The organism is Pseudomonas sp. 2hn, assembly GCF_019646095.1.
Classification (GTDB): Bacteria; Pseudomonadota; Gammaproteobacteria; order Pseudomonadales; family Pseudomonadaceae; genus Aquipseudomonas; species Aquipseudomonas peradeniyensis.
On record NZ_CP081016.1, the window covers coordinates 1326212 to 1345455 of the forward strand.

Sequence of the window (19244 nt, forward strand, 5' to 3'; positions counted from 1 at the left end):
GCACGGCAAATGACATGAGCTCTGGTAGACTGGGCGCCTTGTTTTCATCGAGTCGTCGCCGTGCCCCTCCCACTTCCCTGCCAAGACCTGCTGCCATGAGCCACGCGGTAGCGCGCCTGCGCGCCGAACGCCTGGCGCGCAGCATCAAACCCTTTGTCGCCAGAGGCTCGCGCGCCGAGCGCTGCCCGGATTGCCGGGTAATCGCCACGCACTGCCTGTGCGCCTGGAAACCCCGGGTGCCGGCCGAGTCCGGCATGTGCCTGCTGATGCATGACACCGAGCCATTGAAGCCGACCAACACCGGCTGGCTGATCGCCGACGTGATCGAGGACACCTCGGCCTTCGGCTGGCTGCGCACGTCGGTGGACGAGGGGCTGCTGGCGCTGCTGGACGACCCCCGCTGGCAGCCTTACATCGTGTTCCCAGGCGAGTTCGTCAAGGAAGAGCGCGTGGTCAGCGAAGTTGCGCGCGAGCCGGGCAAGCGCCCGTTGTTCATCCTGCTCGACGCCACCTGGACCGAGGCGCGCAAGATGTTCCGCAAGAGCCCTTACCTCGACCGTTTCCCGGTGCTGAGCCTGCAACCCGAGCAGATGTCGCGCTACCGCCTGCGCCGTTCCAAGCGCGACGATCACTTCTGCACCGCCGAAGTCGCCGCCATGTGCCTGGAGCTGGCCGGCGACGGCCAGGCCTCGCAGGCCCTGGACGCCTACCTGGACGTCTTCAGCCTGCACTACTTGAGCGGCAAGCGGCGCCTGCCGCTGGACGAGCAGGACGAGGTCCACCAGCGTTTGCATACCTTCCTATAGTCCAAGGGGCAGGCGCCACGGATTGGTTCATACTGTCGGGGCTGGCAGCCAGGGTAGGCGGGTTCGACCGGGCAATTGGCTTGACCACCCGGGGCGTGCTCGGCATCCTTGGCGCCGCTTCGGGCACGACGAAGCTGCTGTTACCCCGGACTTCGCCGTGCCATCCCGGCCGGCGGCCCTGCCGTTCGCGCCATGAGTTGCCCGCCAGGCGTCTCCCGTATCCCCTGCGCCTGGCACAGAACAGGATCCATAGATCGATGGCCACATACGAAATCCTGATTGCCGATGACCACCCGCTGTTTCGCAGCGCACTGCGCCAGGCCGTTACCCTCGGCTTGGGCCCGGACGTGCGCCTGGTCGAGGTGGCGAGCATCGCCGAACTGGAAACCAGCCTCACCGAGAAAGCCGACTGGGACCTGGTCCTGCTGGACCTGAACATGCCCGGCGCCTATGGCTTCTCCGGCCTGGTCCTGCTGCGCGGCCAGTACCCGCAGATCCCGGTGGTGATGGTCTCGGCCCAGGAAGAGGCAGCCGTCGTGGTCAAGTCCCGCGAATTCGGCGCCAGCGGCTTCATTCCCAAGTCCAGCGAGCTCAGCAAGATCCAGGAAGCTGTGCGCAACGTGCTCGATGGCGATGTCTGGTGGCCGCCGCAGGCATTCGACAAGGTTGATGTGTCGGCCGAGGCCAAGGCCGCCAGCGAAGGCCTGGCCAGCCTCACCCCGCAGCAGTTCCGCGTGCTGACCATGGTCTGCGAAGGGCTGCTGAACAAGCAGATCGCCTATGAGCTGAACGTTTCCGAGGCGACCATCAAGGCCCACGTGACGGCGATCTTCCGCAAGCTGGGGGTGCGCACGCGGACCCAGGCGGCGTTGCTGCTGCAACAACTTGAATCGGTTTCGGCCAGCTAAGTACCCGTGCATTCACGCTTTTTTGACTCAGGCTGGACTAGCCTGCGGGCCTTTCTCCGGTGAAGTGACGGACACACATGTCGCCATTCAAAGGCCAGACCGGCCTCAAACGTATCGTCAACGCCGCCGGCTACTCGCTGGACGGCCTGCGCACCGCCTTCAAGGGCGAGGCCGCTTTCCGTCAACTGGTGCTGCTCAACGTGGTGCTGGTGCCGCTGGCCTTCTGGCTGCCGGTCAGCCGCGGTGAACGGGCAATCCTCATTGCCGTGTGCCTGCTGGGGCTGATCGTCGAATTGCTCAATTCGGCGGTGGAGGCGGCCATCGACCGCATCTCCCTCGATCGCCACCCGCTGTCGAAGAACGCCAAGGACATGGGCAGCGCCGCGCAGTTGGTGGCCATGAGCATGGTCGCGGTGGTCTGGGGCGTGATCCTGCTCGGTTGAGCCTTCAGGCGATCGGTGGCAGCACGATCTCGTCACTGCGCCGAACGCCGGCGGTGAAGCTGCGGCACAGCTCGAGGAACTCGCGCATGGCCGAGGTCTGGTACTTCTGCTTGTGCCAGATGAAGTAGAACTGCCGCGCCAGGTCCAGGGTCGGGGTTTCCACCGGCACCAGGCTGCCGCGGCGGAAGGCGTCGCGCAGGGCCAGGCGCGAGATGCAGCCGATGCCAAGGCCCGACTCCACGGCGCGCTTGATCGCCTCGGTATGTTCCAGTTCCAGGCGGATGTTGAGGTTGGCGCGGTGATGGCGCATGGCCTGGTCGAAGGTCAGGCGCGTGCCCGAGCCCTGCTCGCGAAGGATCCAGGCTTCATGGGACAACTGCTCGATACTGGCATGGCCGGCCTTCGCCAGGGGATGCTGGGGCGCGCAGAACACCACCAGTTCATCCTCCACCCAGGGCTGAACCTCGAGATCGGGGTGGTTGCAGTCACCTTCGATTAGACCCAGGTCAATTTCATAGTGGGCGACCTGTTGCACGATATGCGCGGTGTTCTGCACGTGCAGCTTGACCTGGCTCTCCGGGTGCACCTGCATGAAGCTGCCGATCAGCAGGGTGGCCAGGTAGTTACCGATGGTCAGCGTGGCGCCGACGGCCAGCGAGCCGAACCCCGACTTGCCGTTGAGCAGGTCCTCGATCTCCTTGGCCTGGTCGAGCAGGGCCACGGCCTGGGGCAGCAGTTGATGGCCCAGGGCATTGAGGCTCAGGCGCTTGCCGGCGCGGTCGAACAGCTGGCAGCTGGACTGGCGCTCCAGTTCGGTGATCGAGGTACTGGCGGCCGATTGCGACAAGGCCAGCACGCCGGCGGCCCGGGACACGCTCTGGTGCTGGGCGACGGCGACGAAAACCTGGAGCTGACGGAGTGTGAATCGCATATCTATATAACCGATAACACATATCTTGATAATTCAGTTAACAGATATTGTCGCTGCCCCTAAACTATCGCGCAACTGCGCGTCTTGCGCGCGCCGCGTTTTCCTTCAGGAGCCCCATCGATGAGCAACATGAACCACGAACGTGTCCTCAGTGTGCACCACTGGAACGACACCCTGTTCAGCTTCAAGTGCACCCGTGACCCGGGCCTGCGCTTCGAGAACGGTCAGTTCGTGATGATCGGCCTGCAGCAGGACAGCGGCCGTCCGCTCATGCGCGCCTACTCCATCGCCTCGCCGAACTGGGAAGAGCATCTTGAGTTCTTCAGCATCAAGGTGCCGGACGGCCCGCTGACCTCGCAGCTGCAGCACCTGAAGGAAGGCGACGAGATCATCATCAGCAAGAAGCCTACCGGTACCCTGGTGCTCGATGACCTGAACCCGGGCAAGCACCTCTACCTGCTGAGCACCGGCACTGGCCTGGCGCCGTTCATGAGCGTCATCCAGGACCCGGAGACCTACGAGCGCTTCGAAAAGGTGATCCTGGTCCACGGCGTGCGCTACGTCAACGAAGTGGCCTACCGTGAGTTCATCACCGAGCACCTGCCGCAGAACGAGTTCTTCGGTGACGCGGTGCGCGACAAGCTTATCTACTACCCGACCGTGACTCGCGAGCCGTTCGAGAACCAGGGTCGCCTGACCGACCTGATGCGCAGCGGCAAGCTGTTCACCGACATTGGCCTGCCACCGATCAACCCGCAGGACGACCGCGCTATGATCTGCGGCAGCCCGAGCATGCTCGACGAAACCAGCGAAGTGCTGGACAGCTTCGGCCTGAAGATCTCCGCGCGCATGCGTGAGCCGGGTGATTACCTGATCGAGCGTGCGTTCGTCGAGAAGTAAGGCGAGCCGCGCTAATGAAAAACGCAGACCTGGGTCTGCGTTTTTTTATGCCTGCAAGATCGCGGTTGCCAGTGCCGGCCTCTTCGCGGGTAAACCCGCTCCCACAGAGTTTGCGCAACCTGTGGGAGCGGGTTTACCCGCGAAAGGGCCGGGCTTGAAAACGAAAGAGCTTCAGCTTTCCCGCACCACTTCCAGCACCCGGATCCGATCCGGGTGCGGGTAGTGCCACCTGACCTGCACATCCCAAAATTTAACCCCGTAGACCCGCTCCGCAGGCGGTATCTGGTAGGCAGGCCGCGGGTCCTGCGCAAGACACTGTTCGATCAGCTCCACCAGTGGCTGATCCAGGCGCAGTGCATGATCGCGGGCCTGGTGCAGGGCGCTTTCGCTCCAGTCGACGGCAATCGGCTCTGGTGCATCATTGGCCATCAGGTTGCTCGCGCCGACAATGCTGTCGGCATAGGGCACGTAAGGCTTGATATCCAGCACCGGGGTGCCGTCCAGCAAGTCGATCCCCGACAGCAGCAGACGCCCCGGTTCGACGCCTTCCAGGCGCACCACCGACTGGCCGATGCCATTGGGCCGGTGGGTGGCCCGGGTGGCGAACACCCCCATGCTCTTGTTGCCGCCCAGGCGCGGTGGCCGCACCTTCAGGCGTGGCTTGTCTTCCAGTGCCTGATGGAACAGGAACAGCAGCCACACATGGCTGACCTGCTCCAGCCCTTCAACGGCATCGCCCTGGTCAAAGGGCGGCAGCAGCTCCAGCACGCCACGGGCGGCCGGCGCCAGCTGGGGCTGGCGCGGGATGGCGAACTTCTCCTTGAAGCAGGAGCGGACGATGCCGACCGGCGAGACGGTATGCTGCATCACGGCTCAGCCGCGCACGCGCAGGGTCAGGCCCTTGAGGAAGTTGCGCAGCAACTGGTCGCCGCAGGGGCGGTAGTTGTCGTGGCCGACCTTGCGGAAGAGCGCGCTCAGTTCGGGCTTGGACACCGGGAAGTTGACCGAATTGAGCACCGCGTGCAGGTCGTCTTCCTTCAGTTCGAAGGCCACCCGCAGCTTCTTGAGCACGGTGTTGTTGGTCACCGGCACTTCGATCGGCTGCGCTGGGCGGCTGTCGTCGCGACCGCGACGGTGGATCACCAGGCCGTCGAGGAAGTGCGCCATGACCTTCTCCGGGCAGCGCACGAAGCCGGGTTCCTCTTCCTTCTTGACGTAGCCGGCGATGGCCTCGGCGGAAACTTCCAGGCCCGAGAGCTTGATGATCTCGGCCAGCTTCTGGTCGTTGGCCTTGAGCATGTAGCGCAGGCTGCGCAGTACATCGTTGTGGTTCATTGCAGCGAATCCTGTTCTGTTGCCGCGTCAGTCATTGCGCGGCGGTAATGCTAGAAGCGTTCTGTAGCGGCCACATAGCGCCACTGGCCCAGCGGCAGCTTGCCCATCGACACGCCACCCAGGCGAATGCGGCGCATCGCCAGGACCTTGAGGCCAGCGGTCTCGCACAGTTGTTCGATCAACCCGGGCTGCGGGTTCTTCAGGACCATGCGCAGGTTCTGTTCGTTCTGCCAGCTGGCCTTTGCTTTCGGCAGTTCGACGCCCTTGCGCTCGACACCGCGGGCCAGGCGCTCGATGGCGCCGGGCTTGGCCTCGCCGCTGACCTGGACGATATATTCCTGCTCCATGCGGCGCAGGTCGGCCTCGAGCTTGCGGGTCACCCGCCAGTCCTGGGTGAACAGTTGCAGGCCACTGGCACCTGGCAGCAGCGGGGCGATACAGGCCTGGCGGGCGAAATGCCCGTGCAGTGGGCGCACGCCTTCGCGGTGCGCTTCGCTGAGGCTGGCCATGTTCATGCCCGCCTGGGCGCTGGCGGTGTCCTGCCCGGCCTGCTGGTTGAGTAGCAGGGTCACCGGCTCCAGCGTTTCGGCGCGGGCACCCGGGAGCAGTTCGACGCGTTGCCCGGCGACCTTGAACTGTGGCTGCTCGACCACCTCGCCGTCGACCGTGACCCAGCCTCCCTCGATGTACAGTTCGGCCTCTCGGCGGGAGCAGCCAAGCTGTTCGATGAGGCGTTTGGAGAGACGAATGGGTTCGGACATGGACACGGGCATCACGCGGCAGGGAAAGCTTTCATTGTACCTGCCTGCGCGGGGCAGCGGCTGCAAATCGATGTCATTTCCGCCATTTCGGAGCTGAGTATTGGTTTCCTTGGCTTATGTCCTAGGACGTTGTACGAACTAGCCTCATGTGCAGCAGGGGATAGGGCTGCCCCAGGCCGTCGGTTTCAGAGCGCCCGTACACCTCGAAACCCTCGTGCAGATAGAAGCCCAGGGCCTGGGGGTTCTGCTCGTTGACATCCAGGCGTTCGGCGTTGAGCTCGCTTACCGCGTGCCGCAGCAGGCGCTGGCCGATACCCTGGCCACGGTGCTCCGGCGCGACGAAAAGCATGTCGACACGGCCGTTGGCCACGCCGGCGAAACCGAGGATGCGCCGCCTGGCGTCCTTGCAGCAGACCAGCATCACCGTATCGAGGTACTTGCGCAGCACATGCTCGCGCAGCAGCACGATGTAGCCGTCGGGCAGGAAGTCGTGGGTAGCGCGCACCGACGCCTCCCACACCCGGACCAGTTCGGGGTAGTCGCTCAGGTGGGGCGTTTGCAGCGTGACGGTGGGCGACATCCTGTGATCCTCGGGGCCATTGAGGAAAACATAGATGCAAAAAAATACCCCGCCAGTGGGCGGGGTATCTTCAGGCGAACATCGCTCAGACGGGCTCGGCCCACATGTCGTACTCGTCGGCATCGACGATACGGCAACGGACCTTGTCGCCTGGCTTGAAGCCGTGGTCGCCGTCGATGAACACGTTGCCGTCGATTTCCGGCGCGTCGAAGAAGCTGCGGCCGACCGAGCCTTGTTCCTCGACCTCGTCGATCAGCACTTCGATCTCCTTGCCGATACGCTGTTGCAGGCGCGCGGCGCTGATCGCCTGCTGGTGGGCCATGAAGCGGTCCCAGCGTTCCTGCTTGACGTCGTCCGGCACTTCATCCAGGCCCAGGTCATTGGCCGGGGCGCCTTCGACCGGCGAGTACTGGAAGCAGCCGACGCGGTCGAGCTGGGCTTCGGTCAGCCAGTCGAGCAGGTACTGGAAGTCCTCTTCGGTCTCGCCGGGGAAGCCGACGATGAAGGTCGAACGGATCACCAGCTCAGGGCACTGCTCGCGCCAGCTCTTGATGCGCGCCAGGGTGCGGTCTTCGAAGGCCGGGCGCTTCATCGACTTGAGCACCTTGGGGCTGGCGTGCTGGAACGGGATGTCCAGGTACGGCAGGATCTTGCCGGCGGCCATCAGCGGGATCACGTCGTCGACGTTCGGGTACGGGTAGACATAGTGCAGGCGCACCCAGGCACCCAGGCTGCTCAGGGCCTCGCACAGCTCGAGCATGCGGGTCTTGACCGGGCGACCGTTCCAGAAGTCGGTCTTGTACTTGACGTCGACGCCGTAGGCGCTGGTGTCCTGGGAGATCACCAGGATCTCCTTGACGCCGGCCTTGACCAGGCGCTCGGCCTCGCTCAGCACTTCACCGACCGGACGGCTGACCAGCTTGCCGCGCATCGACGGGATGATGCAGAAGCTGCAGCTGTGGTTGCAGCCTTCGGAAATCTTCAGGTAGGCATAGTGGCGCGGGGTCAGCTTGATGCCTTGTGGCGGCACCAGGTCGATCAGCGGGTTGTGATCCTGGCGCGGCGGTACCACCTCGTGCACGGCGTTGACCACCTGCTCGTACTGCTGGGGGCCGCTGACCGACAGCACACTCGGGTGCACATCGCGGATATTGCCTTCCTCGACACCCATGCAGCCGGTGACGATGACCTTGCCGTTCTCCTTGATCGCCTCGCCGATCACTTCCAACGACTCGGCCTTGGCGCTGTCGATGAAGCCGCAGGTGTTGACCACCACTACGTCGGCGCCATCGTAGGTAGGCACGACTTCATAGCCTTCCATGCGCAGTTGGGTGAGGATGCGCTCGGAATCGACCAGGGCTTTTGGGCAACCCAGGCTTACGAAACCTACCTTGGGGGTGGCGGGCGTGGTGGACATGACTAACCTCGGTATTGAATGCAGTTCGCCCGGCTGGAATCGCGGGCGATCTTGACGGGCGCTTTTTGGCGCCTCTGATCAAAAAGTGCGCAATTCTAGCGAGCACAAGGTCGCTTTACCAGCAGAAATACGACGAACGCTGCGCTATGCTTCGCGCCGTTGCGCCGGGGCATCCGGGATGGTCCGGCGCGGGTAGGAATTCAACCGGTCTAGTTGGCCTTCTGCGGGAGTGGTCGATGGTTCAGGCAAGCAGTCACGCCGAAGGCGGGCACGAGGGCAAGCAGGGGGCGGCGAAATCGCTGGGGCTGCTCGTGGCAGCTGTTGGGGTGGTCTATGGCGATATCGGCACCAGTCCGCTGTATACCCTCAAAGAGGTCTTCACCGGTGGTTACGGTGTGCAGGTCAATCACGATGGAGTGCTGGGCATCCTGTCGTTGATCCTCTGGTCGCTGCTCTGGGTGGTATCGTTCAAGTATGTGATGTTCATCCTGCGCGCCGACAACCAGGGCGAGGGCGGGACCATGGCGCTCACCGCGCTGGCGCGGCGCGCCACGGCTGAATACCCGAAACTGCGGGCACTGATGGTCGGCTGTGGCCTGGTCGGTGCCTCGCTGTTCTACGGCGACAGCATGATCACCCCGGCGGTGTCGGTGCTCTCGGCGGTGGAGGGCATGGGCCTGGCCTTCGAAGGCATCGACCACTGGGTGGTGCCGATCTCGCTGGTGGTGCTGGTGGCGCTGTTCCTGGTGCAGAAGCACGGTACCGAGAAGATCGGCAAGTTGTTCGGTCCGATCATGGTCACCTGGTTCGTGGTTCTGGGGGCGCTGGGGGTACACGGCATCTCGCAGAGCCCGGAAGTGCTCAAGGCCTTCAACCCGGCCTGGGCGCTGAATTTCTTCATCGTTCATCCGGGCATGGGCGTGGCCATTCTCGGCGCCGTGGTGCTGGCGCTGACCGGCGCCGAGGCCCTGTACGCCGACATGGGCCACTTCGGCCGCAAGCCCATCGCCCGCGCCTGGTTCGCCCTGGTGCTGCCGGCGCTGGTGCTCAACTATTTCGGCCAGGGCGCGATCCTGCTGCAGAACCCGGAGGCGGCGCGCAACCCCTTCTACCTGCTGGCGCCGAGCTGGGCGCTGCTGCCGCTGGTCGGCCTGGCAACCATGGCCACGGTGATCGCTTCCCAAGCGGTGATTTCGGGGGCCTTCTCCCTGACCCGCCAGGCCATCCAGCTGGGCTACGTGCCGCGTATGCAGATCCAGCACACCTCCAGCGACGAGCAGGGGCAGATCTACATCGGTGCGGTGAACTGGACCCTGATGGTCGGCGTGGTGCTGCTGGTGATCGGCTTCGAGTCGTCCGGCGCCCTCGCTGCGGCCTATGGCGTGGCGGTGACCGGCACCATGCTGATGACCACCATCCTGGTCTCGGCGGTCATGCTGCTGCTGTGGAAGTGGCCACCGGTGCTGGCGGTTCCGCTGCTGGTGGGCTTCCTGTTGGTCGACGGGCTGTTCTTCGCCGCCAACGTGCCGAAGATCGTCCAGGGCGGCGCCTTCCCGGTGCTGGCGGGGATCGTGCTGTTCGTGCTGATGAGCACCTGGAAGCGTGGCAAGCAGATCCTGGTCGACCGTATCGACGAGGGCGCGTTGCCGTTGCCGGTGTTCATCGGCAGTATCCGCGTGCAGCCGCCGCACCGGGTCGAGGGCACCGCGGTGTTCCTCACCGCCCGGCCCGATGCCGTGCCCCATGCGCTGCTGCACAACATGCTGCACAACCAGGTTCTGCACAGCCAGGTGGTGCTGCTGACGGTGGTCAGCGAAGACCGGCCGCGGGTGCCGGAGCAGGAGCGGTTCGAGGTGGAGGCCTATGGCGACGGGTTCTTCCGGGTGCTGCTGCACTTCGGCTTCATGGACGAGCCGGACGTGCCGGCGGCGCTGAAGCTGTGCCACCTGGATGAGCTGGACTTCAGCCCGATGCGCACCACCTATTTCCTCAGCCGGGAAACGGTGATTGCCTCACGCCTCGAGGGCATGTCGCGCTGGCGCGGGAACCTGTTCGCGTTCCTGTTGAAGAACGCCAACGGCAACCTGCGGTTCTTCAACCTGCCGCTCAATCGGGTGATCGAGCTGGGGACGCAGGTCGAGATCTGAGGGGCAGCCCTTTCAAGGTATTGCATTTTTTGGGGTATGACTGCTCCATTGCCGGGGCTGCTTTGCAGCCCATTCGCGGCACAAGGCCGCTCCTACAGGGGGTGGGGTCGCCTGTAGGAGCGGGCTTGCCCCGCGATGGGCCGCAAAGCGGCCCCTTTCCCCATCATTTCTCAGCGACGTTGGCCTTTCCCTGGCGGGTCTCGATCTCACCGATCAGGCGCTTGGCCAGCGCCGGGTAGTTCTCGTCGAAGTGATGGCCGCCCGGCAGCTTCATGCGTTCGCCCACGGCCGTCTTGTCGGTGCAGCCGCTTTCGTCGGTCTCTTCCACACCGTAGATGCATACCACCTTCGCTGCCGGCAGCCTGGCCATCTCAGGCCCGGTCGGGGCCTCCTGGCCTTCCTTGCCCAGCCAGCCCTCCACCTCGATCTCGAAGCTGCCGCTGCGGGCGAAGGCCAGCAGGATCACCGCGTCGATGCGCTTCTGGTCTTCCTCGGAGAGGCGGTTGTAGATGGCCGGCAACACATCGGCGCCAAACGAGTAACCGGTCAGTACGAAGCGCTTGGTGCCCCATTTCTGGCGGTAGTGCTGCATCAGTTCGGACAGGTCGGCGGCACTCTGTTCCGGGGTCTTGTGCTGCCAGTAGTAGCGCAGAGTGTCGATGCCCACCACCGGGTAGCCGAGCTTGGCCATCTCGCCGGCCACGTCGCGGTCCAGGTCGCGCCAGCCGCCGTCGCCGGAAAGGAACAGGGTCACGGTGTCGGTGGTCTGCCCGGCCGGAACTTCCACCACCGGGATCGCCAGGGCGTTGCCGTCATGGCCGACCAAGGCCTGGGTCAGTTGGGCCTTGAGCACCTGGGGCAGGTGGATGTCGTAGTCGGCGATGCTGGTCTCGGCGTTGGCCTGGTCGCGCACGAAGGCGGCGCTGGCGTCATCCGGGTTGTCGTTCCAGGCCACGTTCCAGTGGCCGTGGGCGGCGGACTTGGGCAGGGCGACCTGGCAGCCGGGCTGCTCGACGGTAAAGTCCACCGAGATGGCCCGGGCCTTGTCGTCGCCTTGTGCGGCCAGCCAGCGCCAAGCCTGGGCCGCGCCCGGGCCGATGCCGGCGACCAGGGTCGGTTTGCCGGCCAGGCGGGTGATGGCCTGGTCCATCGCCGCCTGCTGCTTGGCGCAGTCGGCGGGTGGCAGGATCACCTGCACCAGCTGAGCCTCGCCGGCCTGGCTCAGGTCGAGCAGCTGCTTGTCGGTCAGGGCTTGGTCCTGGGGCACGCCGATGGCCACCCGGGCCTTGGCATGCACGCCGGGGGTGGCGCGGGTCAGGGCGCTGCCGTCGTCGAGGGTGAGGTGCTCCAGGCGCGCCTCGGGCGCCGGCCGGGTCCACAGCCAGAAGGCCGCGCCGCCGGCCAGCACGGCCAGCAGCAGGGGAATCAGTATGTACAGCCAATAGCGTCGGATCATCAACGTTTCACCAATCCAGTCAGGCCGCCAGCGATCAGGGCGGCAGTATCAGCCAGTGCCACGAGCGGGTCGAGCCCGGCCGGCACGGCCATGTAGCGGGGTTCCCAGTCCGGCTGGAACTTGTCCTTGAAGCGCCGCAGGCCCTGGAAGTTGTAGAGCTGCTCGCCGCGCTGGAACACCATCGAGCCCAGACGCTGGGTCAAGGGGGCGCCACGGCGTGGCTGCAAGCCGGAGAGGGGGACCATCCCCAGGCTGAAACGGCCATAGTCATGGCTCTTGTAGTGCAGGATCAGGCCGACCATCATGAATTCCATGGTCAACTTCGGCGCTTCCGGGTGCGCGCGCATCAGGTCGAGACTGGCCAACTCGTTGCTGTGGGTTTCCAGCAGGTTGGCGAAGGCCACCGGACGGCCCTGGAAGCGGATCAGCGCGATGCGGAAATGCTGCAGGTACTCGGGGCTGAAGCGACCGAGGGAGAAGCCTTTCTCGCGCACGTTCTTGCCGTCGAGCCAGGCGTCGGAGATTTCCTTGAGCTCGGCCAGCGGCGCTTGACCTGGCTCGTGGATCTCCAGGCTCAGCCCGTCCCGCCCGCCTCGGTTCCAGGTGTAGCGCAGGTCCTTCATCTCCTTGCCCTTGGCTTCGATGTCGAAGCGCCGCAGGTCGACCCGGGCCTCTTCGCCGAGCTTGATCGCGGTCAGGCCGATGTCCATGTAGAACGGCAGGTTCTCCGCGCGTACCTGGTAGAACACCGGGCGTGCATGATGCAGGTCGCACAGGTCGCGGAACTGCCAGATCATCTCGGCGCGCTCCTGGGCCGGGCCGATCGGATCGTACAGGGCCACCAGGCTGCGGCCACGGCGGGCATACATGAGGAAGGCGTTGTCGTTGGGGTGGAACAGCAGCGCCTTGTCGCCGGTCAGGGCCAGGCCGCCGTCGGGCTGGTCGGAAGCCAGCAGGATGCGGTTGGCGCGTTGCAACTCGTCGTCGGTTGGCAGGTGGATGACCGGGCGGGCGGTGCGCAGCAGCCAGGTCAGGGCGACGATCACCAGCAGCACGGCGCTGCCGAGGGCGGCGCGCAGGCCGCGCGGCGCGTCGGCGTCGAGGGTGAACTGCCACCACAGCTTGTGGGTGTAGGGCACGTCCTGATAGGCAAACAGCAGCAACCACACCGAGGCACCGACCACGCAGGCGCTGGCTACAAGGTACACCGGCGAGAACGGGAGCTCCAGCAGACGGCTGGGGCGGTAGAACGAGCGGCGGAACAGGGCGAGCAGGGCGGCGGTGAAGCACATCAGGCTGGCTTCTTCCCAGTCGAAGCCCTTGAGCAGCGACAGCACCGCCCCCACCAGCAGCAGCACCGTGGTCAGCAGCCAGGCAGCCGACAGGCGCCGGCGCAGGCCCTGGGCGAGCAGCAGGCAGAGCACGCCGATCAGGCTGGCGCCGAAGTGCGAGGCATCGATCAGGCGGTGCGGAATCAGGAAGCCCATGTGTTCCAGGCGGCTGTCGATTTCCGGGGTGGCGCCGGAGAACAGCAGCACCACGCCGGAGAGGAACACCAGGATCGCCAGCACCGGCGCGGCCAGCCCCGAGGCGGCGCGGATCGCCTGTTGGGTGACCATCAGGCGGCGGGCTTCGTTGGCCAGCAGCAGCACACAAGCCACCAGCAGCGGCATGACCACGTAGATCAGCCGGTACAGCAGCAGCGCGGCGGCCAGCGGCGCGGCCCCCAGCTGGTTGGCGAAGGCCGCCAGCAGGATCGCCTCGAACACGCCGACGCCGCCCGGCACATGGCTGAGCACGCCGGCGGCGAGGGCGAGCAGGTAGACCAGCACGAAGGCGCCGAACGGCGGTGCTTCCGGCAGCAGCAGGTAGAGCACGGTGGCGGCGGCGGCGACATCCAGCGCGGTGATCAGCAGTTGCAGCGCGGTCAGGCGCGCGCCCGGCAGGCGCAGGGTGCGGCGGCCGAACTGCACCAGCAGGTTGTCGGCCAGTGGTTGTTCGGGCAGGCGCCGGCGATACAGGCCCATCACCAGGGCGGCGGCGGCCACCAGCACGGCGACTGCGATACCGCCCAGCAGCGGTGCTGGCAGGCGCAGTGCGGTTGCCGCCGCTGGCAGATCGCTCAGGGTGGCCAGTGCCGCCAGAGGTGGGAGGGCGCAGCCCAGCGAGAGGCTGGCAAAGACCGTCATGCGCGCGACTTCCGCGGCGCCCAGTCCTTGGCGCGCGTAGAGGCGATAGCGTACTGAACCGCCAGACAGCATCGACAGGCCAATGGCGTTGCCGATGGCGAAGGCACTGAAGCCGCCCAGCACCAGGGTGCGGGGTGGCAGTTGCACGGCCGCGTAGCGGCTGGCCGACCATTCATAGCCCAGCAGGATGACGAAACCGACCACGGTGGCCAGGACCGCGCCGAGCAGTGCATTGGCCGGCACGCTGAGCATGGCATCGTGCAGGGCATAGATGTCCAGTTCGCTCAGCAGGTGGCGACAGGCGATCAGGCCCATGGCGAACAACACCAGGGTCACTGCCAGCCCCAGCGGTTGGCGGTACTTGCTCAGGCGCTCCAGCCAGGGCAGGCGCTGGGCAGCCGTAGGCAAGGCCGCCGTCAGCGGTGCCTGGGTTTCGGGAGTGGGGGCGGTCATGGGGTGCCTCGTGCGGTCTGCGCGAGGTGAAGGCAAGGTACGGCCAAGTGAAAGTCCCTTTGGAAAAACGTATCCGAATATTACTCCGGGCCGACGGCTTAATCTGTTTCAGGATAGTTAAAGATAGTTCATTCAGCCGCAGGGGGGGCGGCAAGGGAGGCAGGTAGCGGGGAAGGGGGCAATTGGCTTTTACGGAGCCTGAATGCAACAAGCCCCGCACTATCTTGCGACAGGCGGGGCTTGTTCTGACGAATATGGTTGCGGGAGCCGGATTTGAACCGACGACCTTCGGGTTATGAGCCCGACGAGCTACCAGGCTGCTCCATCCCGCGTCAGAGGGGCGCATTCTACAGATTGGCCATGCACTGTCAAGTGCTAACAGTGAGTACAACGTCATTTGGTTGATCAGCAGACAATAAAAAAGGCCACTGTCGAAACAGTGGCCTTTTTTGAATCTGGTTGCGGGAGCCGGATTTGAACCGACGACCTTCGGGTTATGAGCCCGACGAGCTACCAGGCTGCTCCATCCCGCGCCTGTGGGACCGAATTCTACCGATTTCTAGTTTGCTGTCAAGCGTTACTGCTTGATTTTCCATGGGTTTTAAATAATCGGAAATCGAAATGCAATAAAAAAGGCCACTGTCGAAACAGTGGCCTTTTCTTGAATCTGGTTGCGGGAGCCGGATTTGAACCGACGACCTTCGGGTTATGAGCCCGACGAGCTACCAGGCTGCTCCATCCCGCGCCTGTGAGATCGAATTCTACGGATTTCCTTTTCGGTGTCAAGCATTAATTCAAAAAAATCCTTTTTTGTTCAAACCCTTAGCGTCTCAGGTCGGCACGCGGCTCAGTCGTGACGGGGCTTGCAGGCCGATCATCCCGCACAGGCTGTTTCGTGGCGGGGGCATGGGATACTATCTGTATGAATTTACAGTAGTGGCTGTCTCCCATGTCCCTGCGCAAGATCATCCACATTGATTGTGACTGTTTCTACGCCGCCATCGAGATGCGTGACGACCCGCGCCTGGTCGGTCGCCCCATGGCGGTGGGCGGGCAGCCGGGGCAGCGCGGGGTGATCGCCACCTGCAACTATGAGGCGCGTGCCTATGGGGTTCGTTCGGCGATGGCGTCCGGGCATGCCCTGAAGCTGTGTCCGGACCTTGAGATCGTCAAGCCGCGCTTCGAGGCCTACCGCGAGGCGTCGCGGGAGATACATACGATCTTTCGTGACTACACCGAGTTGATCGAGCCCTTGTCGCTGGACGAGGCCTACCTGGATGTCAGCGACAGCCAGTGGTTTGCCGGCAGTGCCACGCGCATTGCCGAGGACATTCGTCGGCGGGTGGCCCAGCAACTGCACATCACGGTGTCCGCCGGGGTGGCGCCGAACAAGTTCCTGGCCAAGATCGCCAGTGACTGGCGCAAGCCCAACGGTTTGTTCGTCATCACTCCGGATCAGGTGGAGGAATTCGTTGCGAACCTGCCGGTGGCGCGCTTGCACGGAGTCGGCAAGGTGACGGCGGACAAGCTCTCGCGGCTGGGGATCGATACCTGCCTGTCGCTGCGCGACTGGTCGCGGCTGGCGCTGGTTCGCGAGTTCGGCAGTTTTGGCGAGCGTCTGTGGGGGCTGGCGCGGGGGATCGACGAGCGGGCGGTACAGAACGACAGCCGGCGACAGTCGGTCAGCGTCGAGAACACCTACGACCATGACCTGCCCGATCTGAACAGCTGCCTGGAAAAACTGCCGGAGCTGTTGGCCAGCCTGAACGAGCGGATAGCGCGGATGGACAGCAGCTATCGGCCCGACAAGCCCTTCGTCAAGGTCAAGTTCCATGACTTCAGCCAGACCACGATGGAGCAGGCGGGGGCGGGTAGGGATCTGGAGAGTTACCGGCAGTTGCTCAGCCAGGCGTTTGCCCGGGGTGGCAAGCCGGTGCGGTTGTTGGGCGTGGGGGTGAGGCTGCGCGATCTGCGCGGGGCGCATGAGCAGTTGGAGTTGTTCGAAGATAAATAGAAGAAGGGCCGCTTTGCGGCCCATCGCGGGGCAAGCCCGCTCCTACAAAGCCAACACAGGACCTGTAGGAGCGGGCTTGCCCCGCGATGGGCTGCAAAGCAGCCCCTTTTCGTGTTACTGCACGCCCGGATCAGCTACCAGGCGCCCGGTGGCCTTGGTCAGTGTCTGCAGGAATTCCTGCTGCAGCTCCGGATCATTGCGGGTCAGCTCGATCAGGCTCTGCTCCAGTTCACTGGCTTCTTCTTCCAGCCCCAGCTCCGACAGGCGCTTGACCCGATGCACCCACTGGCCGACATCATCATCCTCGAGATCGTCGAAGATCAGCTCGTGGGCCTCGAGCAGCTTGCCGCGCAGGTTGCCGCTGACCAGCAGGCTGGCATCGCCGCGCACCTGGTTGTCCTCGTCGACCACCTGCAGGTGCAGGGTGCCGATATGGTTGAGGTTCTGCTCGGAGAACGGGCTGTCGAGCAGGTTCAGGCGCAGCACACCGTTCTTGTCGGTGGTCAGCTCGTGGGTCATCTTGCCGGCCTTGACCTCGACCAGGCGCTCGTTCCACGGCAGGCTGATGGACTCCTCGCGCTTGCCCTTCTCAACCTCGTCGATACCGGCCAGGTTCTGCTGGGCGCGACCGTTGGACGGCACGTTCATGAACGGGTTGACGCCCGCCACGCCATAGCTGAGCCAGTCGTGGGTGACGCTGTCCGGCAGGTTGCCCAGGGCGAACACGTTGACCACGTTGGCACCGATACCGGCCACCACCGCTACCGCGCCCAGCGGGATCTCGTAGATCTCCCGCCAGGGTTGGTAGGGGGTGTAGCGGTCGTAGCGGCGGGTCACCTCGAACTCGGTGACCTCGAAGCGCTTGAGCTCATGGATGCGCACACGTCGTTGCGGAAGCTCCATCACCTTCGGCTCGCCGACATCGATCTGCAGACTGTGCTCGAGCAGCTTGCGCTCGACGCGCTCCTCGTGGTCGCTGCGCTGGGACATCTGGTTGGCGCAGCCGCCGAGGAGCAGGGCGCCGCACAGTGCGGCGCCCCCCAGGGTGTAGGTACTTCGCTTGGACATGATCACTCGCGTAACGGGTTATCAGCGGCGGATGCGGGCCTGCAGGAAGGTCAGCACGTCCGCGAGCGGCAGTGCCTGGGCCTCCGATTCGGTGCGGTGCTTGTATTCCAGGTTGCCTTCGGCCAGGCCACGGTCGCTGACGACGATGCGGTGCGGAATGCCGATCAGCTCCATGTCGGCGAACTTGATGCCGGGGCTGGTCTTCTTGTCGCGGTCGTCCAGCAGCACTTCGAAGCCGGCGGCGGTCAGTTCGGCATACAGCTTGTCGGTGGCTTCGCGGACCACATCGGTCTCGTAGCGCAGCGGTACCAGGGCGATCTGGAACGGTGCCAGGGCGTCGTTCCAGATGATGCCTTTTTCGTCATAGCTCTGCTCGATGGCGGCAGCGACCACGCGGGACACGCCGATGCCGTAGCAGCCCATGGACAGCACGACAGGCTTGCCGTTCTCACCCAGCACCTGGCACTTGAGCGCCTCGCTGTACTTGGTGCCGAGCTGGAAGATATGGCCGACTTCGATACCGCGCTTGATCACCAGGGTACCCTGGCCGTCCGGGCTCGGGTCGCCCTCGACCACGTTGCGCAGGTCGGCGACCTGTGGAACCGGCAGGTCGCGCTCCCAGTTGACGCCGAAGTAGTGCTTGTCGTCGATGTTGGCGCCGATGCCGAAGTCGCTCATCAGGGCGACCGAGCGGTCGATGATGCACTCCAGCGGCAGGTTCAGCGGGCCGAGGGAGCCCGCGCCGGCACCGATGGCGGCGCGCAGCTCGGCGTCGGAAGCCATGACCAGCGGGTCGGCGACCTGCTCCAGCTTGGCAGCCTTGATCTCGTTGAGCTCATGGTCGCCACGGACGATCAGGGCGACCAGCTTGCCTTCCTCGGCGCCATGCACGATCAGGGTCTTGACGGTCTTCTCGATCGCCAGGCCGAAGTTTTCCACCAGTTCGGCGATGGTCTTGGCGTTCGGGGTGTCGACCAGGCGCAGCTCTTCGGTCGGGGCCGGACGCACGGTTTCACGCGGGATGGCCTCGGCCTTCTCGATGTTGGCGGCGTAGTCGGAGGTATCGCTGAAGATCACGTCGTCCTCGCCGGAGGAGGCGAGCACGTGGAACTCGTGGGAGTAGCTGCCACCGATGGAGCCGGTGTCGGCCTGCACCGGACGGAAGTCCAGGCCCAGGCGGGTGAAGATGTTGGAGTACGCCAGGTGCATGCGGTCGTAGGTTTCCTGCAGGGAAGCCTGGTCGGCATGGAAGGAGTAGGCGTCCTTCATGATGAACTCGCGGCCGCGCATCAGGCCGAAGCGCGGACGGATCTCGTCACGGAACTTGGTCTGGATCTGGTACATGTTCAGCGGCAGCTGCTTGTAGCTGGACAGCTCGTTGCGCGCCAGGTCGGTGATGACCTCTTCATGGGTCGGGCCGACGCAGAAGTCGCGCTGGTGGCGGTCCTTCAGGCGCAGCAGCTCGGGACCGTATTGCTCCCAGCGGCCGGATTCCTGCCAAAGTTCAGCCGGCTGGATGCTCGGCATAAGCACTTCGAGGGCACCGGCGGCGTTCATTTCCTCGCGGACCACGGCTTCGACCTTGCGCATCACCCGCAGGCCCATCGGCAGCCAGGTGTACAGGCCGGAGGCCAGTTTGCGGATCATGCCGGCACGCAGCATGAGCTGGTGGCTGATGACCACTGCATCGGCCGGGGTTTCTTTCTGGGTGGCGAGCAAATATTGACTGGTGCGCATGGTGGGCCGTGTCGATTGCCTGAATGTGAAATGACCCCGCATTGTACGGGGGCGAAACGAAAGCGTACAGAATGCAGCAGTCAGGCCTTTCTGTCAGCC

The 19244-nt window shown here is 64.6% G+C and carries 16 protein-coding genes and 3 tRNA genes; 6 read left to right on the forward strand and 13 right to left on the reverse strand.

From position 1 onward, the window contains the following. The first annotated feature begins 95 nt into the window (after window positions 1-95). From K2O50_RS06190 to K2O50_RS06200, 3 genes are all read left to right on the forward strand, one after another. The gene (locus K2O50_RS06190; protein WP_050704454.1) at window positions 96-806 is read left to right on the forward strand and encodes a tRNA-uridine aminocarboxypropyltransferase; all 711 of its coding nucleotides are present in this window, start codon (window positions 96-98) and stop codon (window positions 804-806) included. Between the two features lie 257 nt (window positions 807-1063). After that, the gene (erdR, locus tag K2O50_RS06195; RefSeq protein ID WP_028690610.1) at window positions 1064-1714 is read left to right on the forward strand and encodes a response regulator transcription factor ErdR; all 651 of its coding nucleotides are present in this window, start codon (window positions 1064-1066) and stop codon (window positions 1712-1714) included. Window positions 1715-1791: 77 nt separating this feature from the next. Then, the gene (locus tag K2O50_RS06200; protein ID WP_050704455.1) at window positions 1792-2157 is read left to right on the forward strand and encodes a diacylglycerol kinase; all 366 of its coding nucleotides are present in this window, start codon (window positions 1792-1794) and stop codon (window positions 2155-2157) included. A 4-nt stretch (window positions 2158-2161) separates the two neighbouring features. Here the strand turns inward: K2O50_RS06200 and finR are convergent, their stop codons facing one another. Further along, a complete protein-coding gene (finR, locus tag K2O50_RS06205) occupies window positions 2162-3088 on the reverse strand; it encodes a LysR family transcriptional regulator FinR (RefSeq protein WP_050704456.1) in 927 nt (308 codons plus the stop codon). Window positions 3089-3208: 120 nt separating this feature from the next. Here finR and fpr point away from each other — a divergent pair, with 120 nt between their 5' ends. Continuing rightward, window positions 3209-3988, forward strand: a complete 780-nt coding sequence (fpr, locus tag K2O50_RS06210) for a ferredoxin-NADP reductase (protein ID WP_050704457.1) — start codon at window positions 3209-3211, stop codon at window positions 3986-3988. A gap of 171 nt (window positions 3989-4159) precedes the next feature. Here the strand turns inward: fpr and tsaA are convergent, their stop codons facing one another. From tsaA to rimO, 5 genes are all read right to left on the reverse strand, one after another. Next, on the reverse strand, window positions 4160-4855 hold the full coding sequence (gene tsaA / locus K2O50_RS06215; protein ID WP_050704458.1) for a tRNA (N6-threonylcarbamoyladenosine(37)-N6)-methyltransferase TrmO: 696 nt from the start codon (window positions 4853-4855) through the stop codon (window positions 4160-4162). A gap of 6 nt (window positions 4856-4861) precedes the next feature. Then, a complete protein-coding gene (locus K2O50_RS06220; protein WP_050704459.1) occupies window positions 4862-5323 on the reverse strand; it encodes a DUF1456 family protein in 462 nt (153 codons plus the stop codon). A 50-nt stretch (window positions 5324-5373) separates the two neighbouring features. After that, window positions 5374-6084, reverse strand: a complete 711-nt coding sequence (locus K2O50_RS06225; protein ID WP_050704460.1) for an rRNA pseudouridine synthase — start codon at window positions 6082-6084, stop codon at window positions 5374-5376. Window positions 6085-6205: 121 nt separating this feature from the next. Continuing rightward, window positions 6206-6664, reverse strand: a complete 459-nt coding sequence (locus K2O50_RS06230) for a GNAT family N-acetyltransferase (protein WP_050704461.1) — start codon at window positions 6662-6664, stop codon at window positions 6206-6208. An 85-nt stretch (window positions 6665-6749) separates the two neighbouring features. Further along, window positions 6750-8081, reverse strand: a complete 1332-nt coding sequence (gene rimO, locus K2O50_RS06235; RefSeq protein WP_050704462.1) for a 30S ribosomal protein S12 methylthiotransferase RimO — start codon at window positions 8079-8081, stop codon at window positions 6750-6752. 236 nt (window positions 8082-8317) lie between these two features. Here rimO and K2O50_RS06240 point away from each other — a divergent pair, with 236 nt between their 5' ends. Next, window positions 8318-10228, forward strand: coding sequence for a potassium transporter Kup (locus K2O50_RS06240; protein WP_050704463.1), 1911 nt, complete (start codon window positions 8318-8320; stop codon window positions 10226-10228). A gap of 163 nt (window positions 10229-10391) precedes the next feature. Here K2O50_RS06240 and K2O50_RS06245 read toward each other — a convergent pair whose 3' ends face one another. The 5 genes from K2O50_RS06245 to K2O50_RS06265 all read right to left on the reverse strand — a co-directional run bounded on the left by K2O50_RS06245 (window position 10392) and on the right by K2O50_RS06265 (window position 15071). Beyond that, window positions 10392-11684, reverse strand: coding sequence for a virulence factor family protein (locus tag K2O50_RS06245; RefSeq protein ID WP_050704464.1), 1293 nt, complete (start codon window positions 11682-11684; stop codon window positions 10392-10394). Beyond that, complete coding sequence (gene mprF, locus K2O50_RS06250) at window positions 11684-14326, reverse strand: bifunctional lysylphosphatidylglycerol flippase/synthetase MprF (protein WP_050704465.1); 2643 nt, start codon at window positions 14324-14326, stop codon at window positions 11684-11686. The genes K2O50_RS06245 and mprF overlap by 1 nt, the downstream gene beginning before the upstream one ends. Window positions 14327-14581: 255 nt before the next feature. Next, a tRNA-Met gene (locus K2O50_RS06255) sits at window positions 14582-14658 on the reverse strand. A gap of 124 nt (window positions 14659-14782) precedes the next feature. After that, window positions 14783-14859, reverse strand: a tRNA-Met gene (locus K2O50_RS06260). A 135-nt stretch (window positions 14860-14994) separates the two neighbouring features. Further along, window positions 14995-15071 (reverse strand) — tRNA-Met (locus K2O50_RS06265). Window positions 15072-15281: 210 nt separating this feature from the next. On the opposite strand from K2O50_RS06265, the gene dinB reads away from it, so the two are divergent. Next, the gene (dinB, locus tag K2O50_RS06270) at window positions 15282-16340 is read left to right on the forward strand and encodes a DNA polymerase IV (protein WP_162232951.1); all 1059 of its coding nucleotides are present in this window, start codon (window positions 15282-15284) and stop codon (window positions 16338-16340) included. Window positions 16341-16454: 114 nt separating this feature from the next. Here the strand turns inward: dinB and K2O50_RS06275 are convergent, their stop codons facing one another. Both K2O50_RS06275 and K2O50_RS06280 read right to left on the reverse strand, forming a co-directional pair. Beyond that, entirely contained in the window at window positions 16455-17408 is a 954-nt protein-coding gene (locus K2O50_RS06275) for a hypothetical protein (protein ID WP_050704467.1), read from the reverse strand. 21 nt (window positions 17409-17429) lie between these two features. Beyond that, window positions 17430-19145 (reverse strand): proline--tRNA ligase, encoded by a 1716-nt coding sequence (locus tag K2O50_RS06280; protein ID WP_050704468.1) that lies wholly within the window; start codon window positions 19143-19145, stop codon window positions 17430-17432. Window positions 19146-19244: the final 99 nt, after the last annotated feature.